Below are 16,686 nucleotides of genomic sequence, written 5' to 3' on the forward strand. Positions count from 1 at the left end.
ATGAACTTTACTTCGATGGTACTCGACCTGACGTGTTCTGTGAGTTATGGATTCCAATCAAAAAGAAGTAAGTGGTTAATGGAAGAACATCAGGAGGGCAGTGAGCTGATTAACAGCGATAAAGGACTTAAAAATATGAAAACATTGAACTATTCGATTAATTGGAGTGAAAGTTTTTCTGTAAATAAGATATCCTAAGATAATTGACGAGCTGTATGGCGGTAAGATTACCGTTGTCCAGCTCGTTTTGACTATACCTAATCCAATTGATTTCGACAAGAATTATGATAAAATTGGCATATAATTATTTTTCAGGTTTATCGACTAAGGATAATGAAAAATAGTGAAAAAATAGTGAAATTTCAGGATATAAAGATGCACTTATTTTTTGGGGAATGTAAGGAGATATTAATGAAAAAGATTCAGCTTGTTAATGAAGACTACGAAGGTCATGTGGATGTCTGTAGGCATGCCTGCAGGGGTATTGTCATTAAAGATGGAAAAATTCTTTTAAGCTACGAATCTAATGAGGATAAATATATTATTCCCGGAGGTGGCGTGGAAGAAGGTGAAACATTTGCCGAATGCTGTGCCAGAGAAATAAAAGAGGAGACAGGGATGATAGTTAAACCTATTGAGGAATATCTGGAGATAGAGGAATTCTTTCTGAACTGGCAGCATATTCAGCATTATTTTCTGTGTGAATTTGTAGAAGATACAGGTACGCAAGCATTAACCGATGCTGAAATAAAAAACGGGGATGTTCCAAGGTGGATACGATTCGAAGATGCAATTGGGACTTTTGGAAGATATGAAGAGTTTCATGATATAAATATCGCAGATTATGGTCTTTATAGAAGAGAATTTCTGGCGTTAAAGGCTTTGAGAAAATCTAATATTTTTGTTTCCGGAAAAGAAGATTTTGAAATAACGTATCCGGAAGGAAATAAATGGATATTTTAAAACGGGTCAAGGTAGAGGTATTGGTATGAAAGTATTTATTGTATATTGCCATCCTTCAAAAGATAGTTTTACGAATGATGTATATAAATCTTTTGAACGAGGTTTAAGAGATGCAGGTCATGAGATTCTTATATCTGATTTATATGATATGAATTTTCAAACGGATATGAGTGAAGAAGAATATTTAAGAGAAACTTATTACAGAACTGATGGAATAAAATCAAAAGATGTCTTAATTGAACAGGAAAAAATACAGAACAGTGATGCGATTGTGTTTATATATCCTGTATTTTGGACAGAAGCACCGGCAAAGCTTGTGGGTTGGTTTGATCGGATTTGGACAACAGGATTTGCTTATAAACCGGATCCTAAGATGAAGGTTCTTGAAAAAGCATTATTTATAGTCAGTGCAGGAAAATCAATGAAATCTCTCATTGAAACTGGGGAAAAGAGTGCTATGGAAACAGTAATGTTGGGAGATAGAATTCGTGATAGAGCAAAAGAGAAAGAAATGGTTATTTTTGATGGTGTAACGCATTGGAATGAAGAAGCACGTAGTGAGAGTATTCCTCGGCATCTTTCCAAGGCGTATGAAATGGGTATAAATTTTTGATACTCAAAACTTTCTGCTTACTCTATGATTTAATTAATCTGATTATTCAGTTTGCCTATGTTTCATTTTCTGCCAGTTGATAAATCCGTACAGGTCATTAGCAAGGAAACAAACAAAACATAAAACCATTGGCAGGTAAGAAAGATGATTTAATGTTGCAAGAATCCATAGGATTATGAGAACAACATCATTGGCAGCATAGAACAGAGCATAATAAGAACTTCTAACAAGGGTAAGTGAAGATGCCATAAAACTTGTGGTTACAGAAATGGTTGAAGGTGCAAGGTTAGGGGTATTAAGGCATTTTAGGATAAAGTAGAACACGGTTGTCACAATGAGGGCAAGAATAGAAAGAATTATCCAAAGACGTGGATTGGTATGCCTTACGCGTACTTCTCCATTCTGAAAGGGATTCTTTATCCATGTTACAATTGCACCGACAGCTATCGGTGCAGTCATTCCGAGGTAGGTTATCATCTCTCCGAAGTATCGGAATTTGTATGCGACGATACCATAAAAAAGTGCGAAGATAACAGTAAGCACTTGTCCGAACACATCACCTTTAGCTACAAATATCAGTGCCGTAACTCCGATTAGGGACGTAATAAGAGTGTAAGGGTTTCTTTCTGAAAATATAAAGAATGAAATAAGTATCGTAACAACAGAAATACCCCATATAAGAGTTTCATACCACTTAAGCCTCTTGATCGATTGAAAGATATTCATTGTAAATACACTCCTCAAAAAAAATAGCACCCGCCTGACTGCATCTTCTAAGACCTAACGATTGCAGTAAGCGAATGCATCCGCATTCTGTTACCCGGTGGCAACATTTATTTAATAAACTTTAGATATTTTATCAATGGATAAAGAAATCGTCAATATAGTAATTTTCGTGATAATTCGATTGTAAGTTCTATCGGAAGATATCGCAAGGGTAAGGTGCAGTTATAAATAATATCTTTCAGTTAAAACATATAAAATAAAGGTTGATAAAATGTGATGAAAAAGAAAAAAGTAATTTGTTTATGTTGTGGTTACAGAACCCTTGACGAAAGAGGTGCATTTGATATTTGCCCAGTATGCTTTTGGGAAGATGATGTATATATTATGTTCGAAAAAATAGATCAAACTGGAGAAATTGATGCCATTTATAATCATAATAATTGTGATGATGATGACTATAATGGGGAAGATGTACTAGATATTAAGTCAAGTGCAAATCATTTACTTACGTTAAGACAGGGCAGAGAAAATTATAAAAAAATAGGCGCATGCTGCAAAGAGGAATTAAAATATTGCCGAAAACCTAAAAAATCTGAAATGGTATAATGCGCTAAATGCATCTTACCGCCCGAAATCTGCCACTTACCGTTTTTTACAACATTATACCCTCCGTTTTCGTTATTATTGGTTCATCCAAAGACGAAACGGAGGTTTTTTAAATGGAAAGATATAACAATATTGAGGAAAAGCAAACTATAAAAGGAATGATATCAGAGCTTGAGTTTAATAACAAAAGATCCTGCGGGCTTTGGCTTACCCTGGTGGGAGTTGTGATAATCGCATCGCTTGCTTTCGGTGGACATTTCATCGTTAATCCGTTTATTTTCCTTGCGGGGTATTATCTGAGCTTCTTTTTAGCAAATGTTAATCATAAGGTGAGAGCTAAGCTTTCTGACGGAACTGCAAGTCCGTTCCAGATAAAAATAATCTACTTTGGAATAGCGTTGCTCTTTATCTTGATGTTTCTCATCGCGGGACCTTTTATTCCAAGCTGGAATTGGAAAATGATCTGGCTTGGAGTAAACCTTGCAACAGGGATACATTTCCTTATTTTCTACTTTGTACACGGACGTTCAATGATAGTTCTCGGAGCAAGCTGCATAGCGATAGCGGTAAGCGGATATGCATTAGCATTTGTACCTGCAGCACTATTCATTACAGCAGATGCTTTGATCAAATTTGGCTTCGGGATATGGATGCTCTTCTTCTCAAAGCCGACAAGAGTGATAGGTTGATGGAAATCATTATTCAAATATGCTAACATAGTTCTACATTTGTAAAGATGTAGAGAAGCGTTTGACTTAAAACCGGAGGAGTAGATATGCGGGTTGATATGAATATTGCTGAGAATATAAAAGAACCATATGCTGTGATTCATGCGGGAGAACTGACTCCCGAGATTGCAGAGCTGGCAAGGGAAATATCACAATTCGGAACAGGAAAGGGAATAATCATAGGAAACTTGGATGACAGAAAGGTAGTGATAAATCCGGAGAGTATAGTTCTTATAAGAGTGGTAGTCGAGAAGGTTTATATAGTTACTGATGATGATACATATCGTGTAGGTAAGAGGATGTATGAACTTCTGGAAATTCTTGGAAGCGGATTCATGCAGGTTTCTAAGTCGGCTGCGATTAATTTGAAACATCTTGAAAGTGTGGAGCCGTCCTTCAACGGTGTGATGCTGCTTCATATGAAGAATGGAGAGAAGGAATATATATCAAGGAAGTTTGTGCCACAGCTGAAGAAATATCTGGGACTGTAGATTTGGTCATGGAAGAGAATAACTATGAGGAGGAATAACATGAAGTTATATAAAGAAATCATGAAAAGAATATTTATCAGTATATCGATGAGCTTTATTATCTTTATAGTGATCGGGATTATATTTGATATAAATGACGGAGGGGAATTTACTCTTACGAATTACAGATTTACAAAGATGGCACTTGCGTGTGTTGCTACGGGGCTTGGATTCGGGGTGCCGACGATTCTATACAACTCAGATAAAATATCTTATACGCTTGCTTCACTTATACATCTGGGAATAGGATTTGTGATATACTTTGTGGCAGCGTCTTTAGTTGGATGGATTCCGGCAGAGCGAGGTATAAAAGCCTGTCTAATTACGGTTGTGAGTGTAATAGTAATTGGTTTTGTTATCTGGTTATGTTTTATGAAGTATAATAAGAATCTGGCTGAGAAGATGAATAAGGCAATCGAAAAAAAGCGTAAATAGAATGGACTTACAGAATTTTTCGGGAGATATGTGGAGGCTGATATGACGTGCATGGATAAATTCCATACAATAATAAATACTGGTGTACTTTCATTTTTTTCCTATATAGCGGAATGCTTCTGCATTCTCACTGTTGTTATGATAATGCTATGTTTTTTGGGCAGAGAAGGAAACATTACCGGGAAATCCGTAATCCCGCTTGTAGCATTTTTGGGAGCAGGAACGTGCATAAATATTTTTATGATAATTCATGATTATTTAGCACTGAAGGATCATTGGAATGAACCGTTTTTTGAAGGCAAGATAAAACTGATAGACAGATCTCAGTTTAATATTTATGTTTCTATTTTGGTTATTATAGCAATCGTTTCTGTAATACTTATCACATTTACGGATAATAAGATTATGAACTGCTTCATTGCGGGAGTGATGATGATCTTCTATGAATTTTATATTTCCGTTGAAATGATGTGTTCCACAATTTATCTTTTTCCAAAAACAAGAAATTATGTATTAAAAGGATCGTTTATCTATGAGAATATAGGGGATACATTTTCGGGTATATTTATTTTCGTTTATCTCCTGATCATGCTGGGCAGTTTCCTTGTGATATATCTTAGCTTATATAAAAAAGGCAGAACCCTTTATATAAGATGGAGGGGACGTATATTATTAATGGTCTGGGAGGTATCGATGATCTGTCTTACTTATGCTCCACTGATGCTGGTAAAGGATAAGAAAAGTCAGCAAAGATGTATGGGCTACGAGATGGGCATGCTTATACCTCTTATGGGATTTGTTGTTCCTGGACTTCTGATTCTGATCGTATCGGCTCGTAATGCCATGGAGAAAACCATAATCCAGGAAGAATATATTGCGGCTGAACTGGAATTTATCAATCAGTATAAGAAGAATCAAAATGAGATAAGGGCCTTTAGACATGATATCATCAATAACCTTTCCATGCTCAATACCCTGCATAATGAAAAGGGCTATGATGAGGCAGAGGACTATCTGAAAGAACTCATGGATAATGTCAGGGAAATGTCATCTAAATATGCAACAGGGGATGAAATGCTGGATTGTATAGTTGGTATGAAGTCTTTCAAGATGGAAGAAGAAGGAATTGATTTTGCGGTGGACGGCACGCTTAAAGGTGGTTTAGAAATGAAGCCGGTTGATATTTGCAGTATATTTGCAAATGCTATAGATAATGCGATTGATGCTTGCGGAATGATCCCTAAAGGCGAGAAAAAATGGATAAAAATGTTTTTGAATAAAACAGAAGATTCATACTGTGTGACAATCCAGAATTCTATGCAGAATGTCGAAAACGGGAACATGATAAGAGAAAAAAATAAGATCGGACAGGACAGTAATCGTCATGGCTATGGCATACAGAGTATGATAAATACTATTTCAAAATATAAAGGCAACAAAAAGATAAAACCGGGCGACGGAATATTTACATTAACCATAAATCTTCCGATTGAAAAAGCAGCTGATTAAATAGCAGCAAAAAAAAAAACAACTGATAAAACAAAGCTGAAAAAGCAGACGAAATGCAGCTGATAAATTATTGTAATATGTAAGGATTAAACTATGACTTGTGGTGAGGCGATAAAAAGAATAGCGTCCTATGATTTCCTGGCGAGTGTTGATTATATCGAAGGAATTATTTCCGTTGTATGTGTAATCATCATAATGGAATATTTATTCGGCCAGGAAGGTAAAATGACAGTAAAAGCTATTTTACCTATAATAGTATTTGTTTCTGTCGGGATTATTTTGCGTATAGTATCATATGCGATTGATTACAGTGTGTTAAGTAAAAGAGCAAATGAAATATACGACGAATCCATTTATCTGATATCCAGAGAAGAGAAAGTCGTATCCATAGGAAGAATAATATATTTCATAGCTATAGTAATGTCGGGAATGCGCGTGTTCAAGAAGAAAAAGCTCATTAACAGCATTAGTCTGTTGGTATTTGCAATATTTTTTATCGAATACGTTATGGTTATGTCAATTAATGTTGTGGCATATTGGGAGGAAGATCCGAGAATAGCATATGGCGATGTTAAAAAAATGGATCTGACCAGTAATAATTATTTGCTGGAATATGCTCTTATCATGAGTGTATTGGCAATCCTGATCTTCATTTTAATGACACTGTATTTTGGATTTGTTAAGAAGAAGAGGAAGATGTATGTTGCCTGGAAATATCGAATTTTCTTTATTATCTGGGAAATATTCACATTGTTAATTCACTGGATACCGTTTAATAGGGAGCTTAGTGTAGATGAACATTATAGATATGTTGGATACGAGTTGGGAATATTCATTCCGTTTTTGGGTCTTGTAATTCCATTATTTCTTGTGACTTTGATATCCAGACGTTATACGATGGAAAAGGTGAAGATTCAGGAAAATTATATTTTGGCTGAGCTTGATTATCTGAAGCAGTATAAGAATGATCAAAATGAAACAAGGACCTTCAGGCATGATATTATCAGTAACCTTGCCACACTTTCGACTATGTATTCCGAAGAAAAATACGATGAAGCCGGAAAATATTTGAGCAACCTTCTTGGAAATATCAAGGCCATGTCTCCGAAATATATTACCGGAGATGAGATGCTTGACTGCATCGTAGGAATGAAGATATCGAAAATGGAAGAGGTTGGAATCGACTTTACACTGGATGGTGTGCTGGACGGAGGGCTTAAAATGAAGCCTGTTGATATCTGTACCATTTTTGCAAATGCGATAGATAATGCCATTGAAGCCTGTGAAAGACTGCCGGAAGAAAGCGACAGATGGATAAAGCTTAAGATTAAGAGGACGGATAAATTCTTCTCGATATCACTTATTAATTCGATGGTTGAAGATAAGAAGACCGGTGTTATCAATAAGATTTTCTACGATGGTGAAAGATTTACAACCAAGAAGGATAAATCACTTCACGGATACGGAACCAAGAATATGAAAGCGGCTATTTCAAGATATGATGGAATTGAGAGAGTGAGTGCTGAGGACGGAGTATTTACACTTTCAATCATTCTGCCAAGAGCGTGATTCAAATTCCGGTGAATTTGATCCGGTTAAAATCAAATGAATCACAGAAGCAAATGAATTACAGAATCAAATGAATCACAGAATCAAATGATTGGGTAGGGTCAAATATTCCGATGCAAATAATATGAACCGGGAAGTGTGATGCAAAAAATAATTTGACAGATCAAAAATGTTGGATTATAGTACAGGCATCTGAGACTAAGCACGGGTCTCTTAGTAACTGTTAACCCAAGATAAAAAGGAGGACAATATGCAGATATTTAGAATTAACAACAGAATAGCAAGTATTGAGGCAGCAGTTGTCCTTGGTATGTCTTTGGACTGATTTATAGGATTGATTTCTCATTTTAATAGATAATTACAGGATAACTGACACCTCTTTTCGTGTGGTCGAATGCTGCACGGGAGGTGTTTTTGTTTTGTCAAAAATCAGGACGCGAGATATATCATTTACTGCTGCATGCGTTTGAATACTTCGATTGTTTGAATACTTCGATTGTTTGAAGAAGTAAAATTTGAATAGGAGCTTTTAATATGAAAGATAGAATAGAACCATGCATTTATTACGTATGTAAAGATACGGATTGTAAAAAAGGATTTGTAAAAGTTGATCTGAAAAAATGTAAGAACTGTCCGAAGTATCAGCCAAGAAAAAGCGGAAAGAAAATGGACTCCGTTAAGGCGAGAAGACAAAAGGATAAGGACAGACATGATAGATGGAATTAGAATAGGGGAGTTTTTATGATAACAATATACGGAAAATATACTAATGCGACTGTTTATACAGTTGAAAATGAATTATATGCTCTTGATGAGTATGCAAGAAAACAGATTCAGATGATATGCAATCATCCAAGTGCTGAAGGAAGCACAATCAGAATAATGCCGGATGTTCACCCGGGAAAGGTAGGAACCATCGGACTTACCATGACAGTTGAAAGTTCAATACTTCCAAGTCTTGTAGGCGTTGATATCGGATGCGGGATGACTATAGCGAAAATAAAAGCTAAGGGAATGCAGTTTCAGCAGCTGGACAGCGTTATAAGAGATAATGTTCCTGTTGGACCGAGAGTCAGAAAGAAGGAACATAAATACAGCGCTAAAATTGATCTTTCCGGACTTAAATGTGCTAAGAATGTCGATATGAGAAAAGCAGATTTAAGTATAGGGACTCTCGGCGGAGGAAATCATTTTATTGAACTTGATAAGGATGAAGAAGGAAATATTTATCTGGTTGTTCATTCCGGCAGCAGACATCTTGGGATTGAAGTTGCAGAGCATTATCTCAGAATAGGTCAGAAGGAAATGCAGATGAAGAAGAGTGGGTTTGCTTCTTATGAAATGACTTGTCTTACAGACAGCCTAATGGAGGATTATCTGCATGATATAGGAATTATTCAGGAGTTTGCCAAGCTTAACAGAGAAGCAATCATTGAAACTATTGTCAGCGGAATGAAGTGGAAAGTGGAAGAAAGCTTTACATGTATTCATAACTATGTTGATTTCAGTGACCCTGAAAAAAGCATTTTAAGAAAGGGTGCGATCAGCGCAAAAGAAGGTGAGAGGGTTATCATTCCGATCAACATGAGAGACGGAATAATTCTCGGAACCGGCCTCGGAAATGATGAATGGAACTGCTCGGCGCCTCACGGAGCAGGCAGGATCTATAAGCGTTCTGAAGTTGCAGAGCATCATACTGTATCTGATTTTAAGAAGGCTATGGAAGGTATACATTCTATTTGCATTAGTAAGGGCACCCTTGATGAGAGTCCATTTGCATATAGAAATATAGATGATATAGCAAATGTTATCGGCGAAACAGTCAGAATCGATAAGATCATAAAACCGGTATATAACTATAAGGCCGGTGGGGAGAACTAGTAAAGCTGTTCACAAATGATCCTATTGATAACTAGCCGCCTCACAGGGATAGCGCTATTCTAAGAGAGTCAGTGCATTCGGTGATGGGGATGATCTGTTAATAAATTATATCGGCAACAGCATTCGGTGATGGGTGTGGTCTGTTAATTATTATATCGGGCAACAGCATTCGGTGATGGGTATGATCTGTTAATAAATTATATCGGGCAACAGCATTCGGTGATGGACAGAGACAGATAACAAGTAATAACAAAATCATATAGATAATAGATTGACAAAGCATAAATAAAATTATAAATTAAAACGTGACAGCCGGATCTACATTTGATGTAGAGGATCCGGCTGAATTTATTAAGTTATAAAGGAGTGTAGTCTTGTGATTATTAAACAGAAGAAAATGGCGCTCATAAATGATATAACCGGATTCGGAAGATGCTCCGTTGCGGTTATGGCTCCTATACTCTCAGCGTTCAAGATACAGGCGGTCGCTATTCCTACAGCGATACTTTCGACACATACACAATTTCCGGAATTTTATTTTGATGATTATACTCCGCGAATGAGAGACTATATACAGACATATAAGAATCTGAATATGGATTTTGACGGTATAGCAACAGGCTTCCTTGGTTCGAAGGAGCAGGTTGATATAGTTATCGATTTTATACATACATTCAGAAAAAATGATTCGCTCATACTTGTGGATCCTGTTATGGGAGACTACGGCGAATTATATAAGACATACACGCCTGAAATGTGTGAGAAGATGAAGGAACTTGTTGAGTATGCCAATATTATAACACCTAATCTTACGGAACTTTGTACTTTGCTTAATATTGATTACGGCGATGGAAAGTTTGGAACAGATGAGTTAAATGATATGTGTGCCGAGCTTGCGAAGAAGGGACCGGAGCATATCGTTGTTACAGGAATTCCCTTATATAAGAAGCAGATAATGAATTATATTTACAGCACCGGTGAGGAACCAAGAATCGTTATGGTTGACAGAATCGGTGGAGACAGAAGCGGAACAGGCGATGTTATCAGTTCTGTTATAATCGGAAGATGCCTTAATGGTCATAACTTTTATGATGCAGTTAAGAAGGCAGCGGACTTCGCTTCCAAATGTATAAAGTTCTGTGAGGATAATCAGGTTCCTCAGCACTGGGGACTGTGCTTCGAAATGTTTATGAAAGATCTTATGGAGGACTAGAAATGATTCTTTATACCGTTACCGGAAAGGCCGGAAATGAAGGTTATCTTGATATATCAAAAAGCGGTGATCTTACCGGTAAGAATATATATGTTAATCTGACCAACAAATGCCCATGCAACTGTGTGTTCTGTCTCAGACAGACAAAGAAGATGCTTGAAGGTAACTCGCTCTGGCTTAGAGAGGGTGAGCCGGATGTTGAAACCGTTCTGGATCTTTTCGGACAATATGATCTTAGTATCATAAATGAGATAGTATTTTGCGGATTCGGTGAGCCGCTGGAAAGGCTGGATGATATTTGTATTATCATTGATTCATTAAAGAAGCAGTATCCGGATCTTAAAGTAAGAGTTAATACAATAGGTCTTGCAAATCTTATATATGAGAAAGACGTTACTCCTATTTTAAAGGATAGAGTAAATACAATCTCCATCTCGCTCAATGCACCGGATGAGAAAGAATTCCTTGAATTAACAAGATCAAGATTCGGCATCCGGTCATATGAAGCTTTGAAGGAATTTGCGGTTCTTGCAAAAAGATATGTACCGAATGTTGTAATGACTGTAGTTGAAAAAGTTATGCCGGAAGAAAAGATAGAAAAATGCAGAAAGATTTGCGAAGACCTGGGCGTAACACTTAGAGTACGTGAATTCGAAGACTGATAATTTTTATAAAATAAAATGATGTAGTGTCATAAGGACGATATGATTCTCCTGTAAACAGGAATGCATTTTGATTTTGACACTTATGAAATAATAAAAAGGCGTCATTCGTATGTGTAACCGGGATTCCGGGAGCATACATTAATGGCGCCTTATTTGTATTTGGGGGAAATATAACAGGTGATCCCGGATTTCAATTCAACTATAACAGGTAATTATTACAATAAAATCCGCCCGAAATACATATGTATTTGAGCTAAAAGCACTAAAACAAATGTCACGAATGAGCGCATTTTGGGGCATTTAGTGATAATTAACATTAATAATAGTATTTTCGTAAATTATTCTTACATTTTGTTAATGTACAAAAGAAAAAGTGGTGACTATAATCAACAATTGAAAACTATGAATTAACTTAACTATGAAACTATGAATTAAAACTACGAATCCACGATTATTTGAAAATTTGAATAGTAATTAATTGTGAATCAGTAATTTATTTAACTATGAAGAGAGTTGTTGTTTTTTATTTCGAAAGTGAGATGAATTATGCTCAAAGTTATTGAATTATTTGTTTTTTGGTACCCTGCAATCATGTCTGTTGTGTGGATTGCCGGTGGTATAGTCTTCTACCTCAGTGTTGAGAAGAATAGACCTCTTCCTCTCTACAAGACGCCTATGGTATCAGTTCTGGTTCCTTGTTTTAACGAGGCAGATACTATTGAGAATACGGTAAAGCGTCTTTCAGAACTTAGTTATCCTAATTATGAGATTATAGTTATAAATGATGGTTCTTCTGATAATACATCAGAGATAGTTACATCACTTATTTCAAAATATCCGAGACTTAGATTTATCGATTTAAAAGAAAATTGTGGAAAAGCAAATGCGCTTTATCTTGGCCTTATCGCTTCAAAGGGCGAGATACTTCTCGGAGTTGATTCGGATTCATATGTTATGCCGGATGCGCTTAATTATATGGTTCCTCATTTCACCAACAGATTTAACGGTGAAAGAGTCGGAGCAGTTACAGGTAATCCGAGAGTTAGAAACAGAAGTTCACTTCTTGCGAAGATACAGCTTTGCGAGTATTCAAGTATTATAAGTCTTATCAAAAGAACTCAGAGAGTTTGGGGTAAGGTAATGACGGTTTCGGGAGTTGTTGTTGCATTTAGAAAAAGAGCACTTCTTGATGCCAAGCTTTGGGACAGAGATATGATAACCGAAGATATCGGAGTTACATGGAAGCTCGAGAGAAACTTCTGGGATATCAGATATGAACCTAGAGCACTTTGTATGATGCTTGTTCCTGAGACAGTTAAAGGTCTTGCTAAGCAGCGAGGCAGATGGGCAAGCGGAGGAATGGAGATACTCAGACGACATATGGGAATCTTCAAGACATGGAAAGAAAGAAGATTGTTCCCTGTTTATATGGAACAGCTTTTATCAATACTTTGGTCAATTTGCTGGGCGCTTATGTTATGTATTATTGTGGTTCATCTTGTATTAGATCATAACTACATTCAGTCACCATACATTTGGAAGAGCCTTTTCCTGTCGACAGTATGTCTTGTTCAGTTTGGTGTTGCGATGTACCTTGACAGGAAATACGATCCTCATCTTTTGAGACACAGCGTTGTTGCAGTTTGGTATCCATTTGTATATTGGTACATAAATGCAATACTGGTAATAAAAGCATTACCTACATTATTTAAGGACAGAAAGAATCTTGCTAGATGGAGCAGTCCGGATCGAGGCATAGGAACCGGATGCAGTGTGAAAGTAAGCGAGGGAGCGGGTGTCAGCTAGAAAATGTACCGAGGAACTGCTTAGGTACGATCGTTACATAATTAAATACCTGCGCTTTAAGAGTAGTGATTTGAGGAGAATTAACATGTTTTTTAAAAAGATGGACAATGGTTCTCTTCCCCAGAAAGTTGATTACAACCTTGATGCGCATCTTATAACGGGAAAGCAGACAAAGAAAAAGAAGATTATAGAGTGGGCGGTTACCATATTAGGATGGGTTATAATACTCGGTTTTCTTGGGTATATCGCATATGGCAACATAGCTTTACATAACGGTTGGGAAGTGCGTTCATTTTTATTCTTAAATGAAGACACAATCCATCAGGTAAATAAATATTATTATATTTTATTTATAATTCTGCTTATCAGTATACTTGTTTTCATTGTATGGAAGAACTACAACAAGAAGAAATACGGTTCTTATCATAGAAGAGAGTTCAGACCTGCAGTTGGTACAGATGAGATTGCTGAGAAGTTTGGGCTTACAAAGGAACAGGTAGTTGAAATGCAGACGCAGAGAGTTACGATTCTCGAAAAGAATATCATTCCAAAGGATATGGGAATCGGTAATAAATAATTTATGGCTTTTTAATCTTATTTATCTTTATAGATACAATATGATAAACCCGCATACATCAGATTGGTGTATGCGGGTTTTTAAAATGTATAAGGTTAAAAATTACTTATATCATAGAATCTTTTGGTCAGTCTTTGCTCAAAATCTTTGATTGGAAGAGGTTTATCGAAATAAAATCCCTGCGCCAGATCACAGTGGTTTGAACGAAGAACTTTTAATTGATAAAGGGTTTCAACACCTTCTACTATACATTCAATCCCCATTTCCCTGGCCATGGCCACAACATATTTGAACATTATGGATTGGTTCTCATTGTTGTTTCCGTTTTCGGTCGGAAGGAAACTTCGGTCAACCTTAAGAACGTTCCAAGGAAGTTCACGGATAAGGTTAAGTGATGAATACCCGATTCCGAAATCATCAACCGATGTAAAGATACCCACAGACTGAAGGCCTTTAACTACTCGTTTCAGATCACTGAATTCAACATCCGAAGTGGTTTCAGTAAGCTCAATCTCTATACAGCTATGAGGTATATTATGCCTGTCGATAGTCTTAAGAAGAGATTGAAGAAGGTTAACATTCATCATGTGTTTGCGGGAAAGATTTACCGAAACGCGTATTGACTTATGACCTGATTTAATCCATTTGTGAATATCGCGGCATACATGATCAAGCATGTAAAAGTCAAGCTGGCAGATGTCGTTTGTTTCTTCAAGCATAGGAATGAAGTCACAAGGTGGTACGATTTTGCCGTCGTGAAACCATCGGCAAAGTGCTTCTGCGCCCACAAGTTCACCGGTCATGATATTGACTTTAGGCTGGTAATATACCTGAAATTCTTCATTGCGAAGAGCTTCGGGGAAGAGCTGCTGAACTCGCATGCTTATTTCTTTTCGCTTGATAAGTGATTCATCATAGAAGACAATCTTATCTGCACCGCCTCCCTGAGCGATGTTGAACGGTATTATGCTCTTATCAATGATGATACCCGGATTATCAATATCTGCATCATCGTTAATACGGTATACTCCGGCGGTTGTTGAGATATTTACTGATTTAGTACTTTCATACTGTATCGGAGCTTCGGTTAAAAATGCAAGAACATTTCCGAGCTTTTCTGTTGGACAGATGGTAACAAAATTATCGCCGCCAAGACGCGCAACAATACCGGTTGAACCAACAATATCCGTAAGACAGTTATAATGGTTCTTCATTATAATATCACCGGTTTTTCTTCCGAGTTCGCGGTTGATGAGAGAAAAATGTCGAAGGTTATAGCGAACCGCGGTTTGTCCGAAAAGCTTACCGGATTTTGCTTCAGTTGTCAGATATTTGCGAAGAGCTCTGAAATTAAGAAAACTCTGTTCATCATAATAAGTCAGTTCGTTTATTATATCGATCATTCGATTACGGCTGACAAAACTCAACGTAGCGCGCATAGTAAGTTCAACATTTGCGCGTTCCTTCTCTGTTAAAGGTTCTTCGTCTTCTGACATATATGCAGTCATCTCGGCGATGGTACCAACACTTGATTGCTTTCTGAATTTAAGAATTTGTTTGCCCGGTTTACCGGTATCATAACACCTGAGTACTTCACCTGCTCCTTTAAGTTCAAGTTCAGAATCGCGATATAAATGAGTCTCTGCCATAGACAATCTGTACATGGAAGAGATTTCGATAAGAATCTGCTCAATCTTTGGAATATCAGGCTTTTCCATTGAAGTTATTTCCGAGATGAGTTGTTCGAATAATATATGAAATTTCTGATCTTTATCGTCAGTTTCCTGCGATGATTCTTTATTACCCATAGTAACACCCCTCATTTGCGTATACACCCACACACTAATTATAACACATTTCAAAATAAAATGTTATGAAAATCTTAATAATATATTTATTTTTTTCGGAAGGGCGATTATTCCTCCGGATACGTTGTTATCCACAGCATTATTCGTTGTCATCCACTATATTGTTATCCACGAGGGCTTGTTTTATTGAAAATATAAAACGCCCGGAAGATACTCATAAGAGTTTCCGGGCGTCTATCAGATTCTATGAATTGGAATGCGTTAATCCAGAGAACCTGAATAGTAAGGGATATTCTTTTCGGCATAATCAACTGCTTCTTCGAGTGACATGCCATGGAAAGCTTCTGCAGAAAAACATCTGCATGACTTTTTGTCATCAACAAATGCTCCGACTATAACACCCGGAAGCGAACTTTCAGGAGAATTAGGAGCGTTTGGACCACCGAGATCGGTTCTGCACCATCCCGGATCGGTAAGACTGATGATCACGTCTGTTCCGTCGTACTTGGAAGCGATATCCATTGTTACTTTATCGAGAGCGGCCTTGCTGGCAGAATAACCTGCCTGTTCAGGCTCACGTCTAATGCCGCTAGTTGTGTTGACAATACGTCCAAAACCTTTCTTTTCCATCTTTGGAAGAAAATGATAAAGGATTACCATTGGAGCGATAGTATTGATAACAAAGCTTGTTTCATAATCAGAAACAGGTGTTTTGATATAGTCTGTACGATATGCAATCTGAAGACCTGCATTATTAAGAACGATATCGACATCAGTTCCATGTTCATCTATATATTGGAGCATCTTATTAACTGAATCTATATCAGAAAGTTCAGCAGCTACAGGATAAGCTTCAACTCCGAGAGCCTTAACCTCGGAAATGACTTTCTCGAGGTGTTCGATTGTTCTTCCGTGAAGAATAAGATTGCATCCTCTTTCGGCTAAAGCCTTGGCAGCGCCGTAGCCTATACCTCTGCTGGCACCTGTAATAAGGGCCCAGCGTCCTTTAACATCAACCATTTAGTTTTCCTCGCTTTTGATTAGTCGTGATAGATAA

The 16,686-nt window shown here is 37.1% G+C and carries 18 protein-coding genes; 15 read left to right on the forward strand and 3 right to left on the reverse strand.

Translation table 11 applies throughout. The annotated features are described in order from the left end of the window. From B5D25_RS13065 to B5D25_RS10415, 3 genes are all read left to right on the forward strand, one after another. A partial coding sequence (locus tag B5D25_RS13065) for a hypothetical protein (protein WP_078787905.1) occupies nt 1–198 on the forward strand: 198 nt, incomplete at its 5' end. Between the two features lie 213 nt (nt 199–411). Continuing rightward, nucleotides 412–963, forward strand: a complete 552-nt coding sequence (locus B5D25_RS10410) for an NUDIX domain-containing protein (RefSeq protein WP_078787906.1) — start codon at nt 412–414, stop codon at nt 961–963. A gap of 25 nt (nt 964–988) precedes the next feature. After that, a complete protein-coding gene (locus B5D25_RS10415; protein ID WP_078787907.1) occupies nt 989–1,576 on the forward strand; it encodes an NAD(P)H-dependent oxidoreductase in 588 nt (195 codons plus the stop codon). Nucleotides 1,577–1,618: 42 nt separating this feature from the next. Here B5D25_RS10415 and pnuC read toward each other — a convergent pair whose 3' ends face one another. Beyond that, nucleotides 1,619–2,302, reverse strand: coding sequence for a nicotinamide riboside transporter PnuC (gene pnuC / locus B5D25_RS10420; RefSeq protein WP_078787908.1), 684 nt, complete (start codon nt 2,300–2,302; stop codon nt 1,619–1,621). A 276-nt stretch (nt 2,303–2,578) separates the two neighbouring features. Between pnuC and B5D25_RS10425 the strand changes: the two genes are divergently transcribed. The 12 genes from B5D25_RS10425 (at nt 2,579) to pgaD (ending at nt 13,821) form a co-directional block, all read left to right on the forward strand. Next, nucleotides 2,579–2,908, forward strand: a complete 330-nt coding sequence (locus B5D25_RS10425) for a CPCC family cysteine-rich protein (RefSeq protein ID WP_078787909.1) — start codon at nt 2,579–2,581, stop codon at nt 2,906–2,908. A 113-nt stretch (nt 2,909–3,021) separates the two neighbouring features. Further along, nucleotides 3,022–3,597, forward strand: a complete 576-nt coding sequence (locus B5D25_RS10430; RefSeq protein ID WP_242870242.1) for a DUF6609 family protein — start codon at nt 3,022–3,024, stop codon at nt 3,595–3,597. Between the two features lie 86 nt (nt 3,598–3,683). After that, complete coding sequence (locus tag B5D25_RS10435; RefSeq protein ID WP_078787910.1) at nt 3,684–4,127, forward strand: LytTR family DNA-binding domain-containing protein; 444 nt, start codon at nt 3,684–3,686, stop codon at nt 4,125–4,127. A 39-nt stretch (nt 4,128–4,166) separates the two neighbouring features. After that, on the forward strand, nt 4,167–4,601 hold the full coding sequence (locus B5D25_RS10440; RefSeq protein WP_159444151.1) for a DUF3021 domain-containing protein: 435 nt from the start codon (nt 4,167–4,169) through the stop codon (nt 4,599–4,601). Nucleotides 4,602–4,652: 51 nt separating this feature from the next. After that, complete coding sequence (locus B5D25_RS10445) at nt 4,653–6,110, forward strand: sensor histidine kinase (protein WP_159444152.1); 1,458 nt, start codon at nt 4,653–4,655, stop codon at nt 6,108–6,110. Between the two features lie 93 nt (nt 6,111–6,203). Beyond that, nucleotides 6,204–7,679 carry a sensor histidine kinase gene (locus B5D25_RS10450; RefSeq protein WP_078787913.1) on the forward strand — a complete coding sequence of 492 codons (1,476 nt, stop codon included), beginning with the start codon at nt 6,204–6,206 and terminating at the stop codon, nt 7,677–7,679. A 534-nt stretch (nt 7,680–8,213) separates the two neighbouring features. Then, nucleotides 8,214–8,405, forward strand: a complete 192-nt coding sequence (locus B5D25_RS10455; protein ID WP_078787914.1) for a hypothetical protein — start codon at nt 8,214–8,216, stop codon at nt 8,403–8,405. A 15-nt stretch (nt 8,406–8,420) separates the two neighbouring features. Next, nucleotides 8,421–9,560, forward strand: coding sequence for an RtcB family protein (locus B5D25_RS10460; protein ID WP_078787915.1), 1,140 nt, complete (start codon nt 8,421–8,423; stop codon nt 9,558–9,560). Between the two features lie 376 nt (nt 9,561–9,936). After that, entirely contained in the window at nt 9,937–10,773 is an 837-nt protein-coding gene (locus B5D25_RS10465) for a pyridoxamine kinase (protein ID WP_242870241.1), read from the forward strand. Nucleotides 10,774–10,775: 2 nt separating this feature from the next. Then, nucleotides 10,776–11,435 (forward strand): TatD family nuclease-associated radical SAM protein, encoded by a 660-nt coding sequence (locus tag B5D25_RS10470; RefSeq protein ID WP_078787916.1) that lies wholly within the window; start codon nt 10,776–10,778, stop codon nt 11,433–11,435. A gap of 549 nt (nt 11,436–11,984) precedes the next feature. After that, nucleotides 11,985–13,244: a poly-beta-1,6-N-acetyl-D-glucosamine synthase gene (gene pgaC / locus B5D25_RS10475; RefSeq protein WP_078787917.1), complete on the forward strand. Its 1,260-nt coding sequence runs from the start codon at nt 11,985–11,987 to the stop codon at nt 13,242–13,244. An 85-nt stretch (nt 13,245–13,329) separates the two neighbouring features. Then, nucleotides 13,330–13,821 carry a poly-beta-1,6-N-acetyl-D-glucosamine biosynthesis protein PgaD gene (pgaD, locus tag B5D25_RS10480; RefSeq protein ID WP_078787918.1) on the forward strand — a complete coding sequence of 164 codons (492 nt, stop codon included), beginning with the start codon at nt 13,330–13,332 and terminating at the stop codon, nt 13,819–13,821. A gap of 95 nt (nt 13,822–13,916) precedes the next feature. On the opposite strand, the gene B5D25_RS10485 is transcribed toward pgaD, so the two are convergent. Continuing rightward, nucleotides 13,917–15,629 carry a bifunctional diguanylate cyclase/phosphodiesterase gene (locus B5D25_RS10485; protein ID WP_159444153.1) on the reverse strand — a complete coding sequence of 571 codons (1,713 nt, stop codon included), beginning with the start codon at nt 15,627–15,629 and terminating at the stop codon, nt 13,917–13,919. 261 nt (nt 15,630–15,890) lie between these two features. Then, nucleotides 15,891–16,649, reverse strand: coding sequence for an SDR family NAD(P)-dependent oxidoreductase (locus tag B5D25_RS10490; RefSeq protein ID WP_078787920.1), 759 nt, complete (start codon nt 16,647–16,649; stop codon nt 15,891–15,893). Nucleotides 16,650–16,686 lie beyond the last annotated feature (37 nt).

This window comes from Eubacterium ruminantium, assembly GCF_900167085.1.
Classification (GTDB): Bacteria; Bacillota; Clostridia; order Lachnospirales; family Lachnospiraceae; genus Eubacterium_Q; species Eubacterium_Q ruminantium.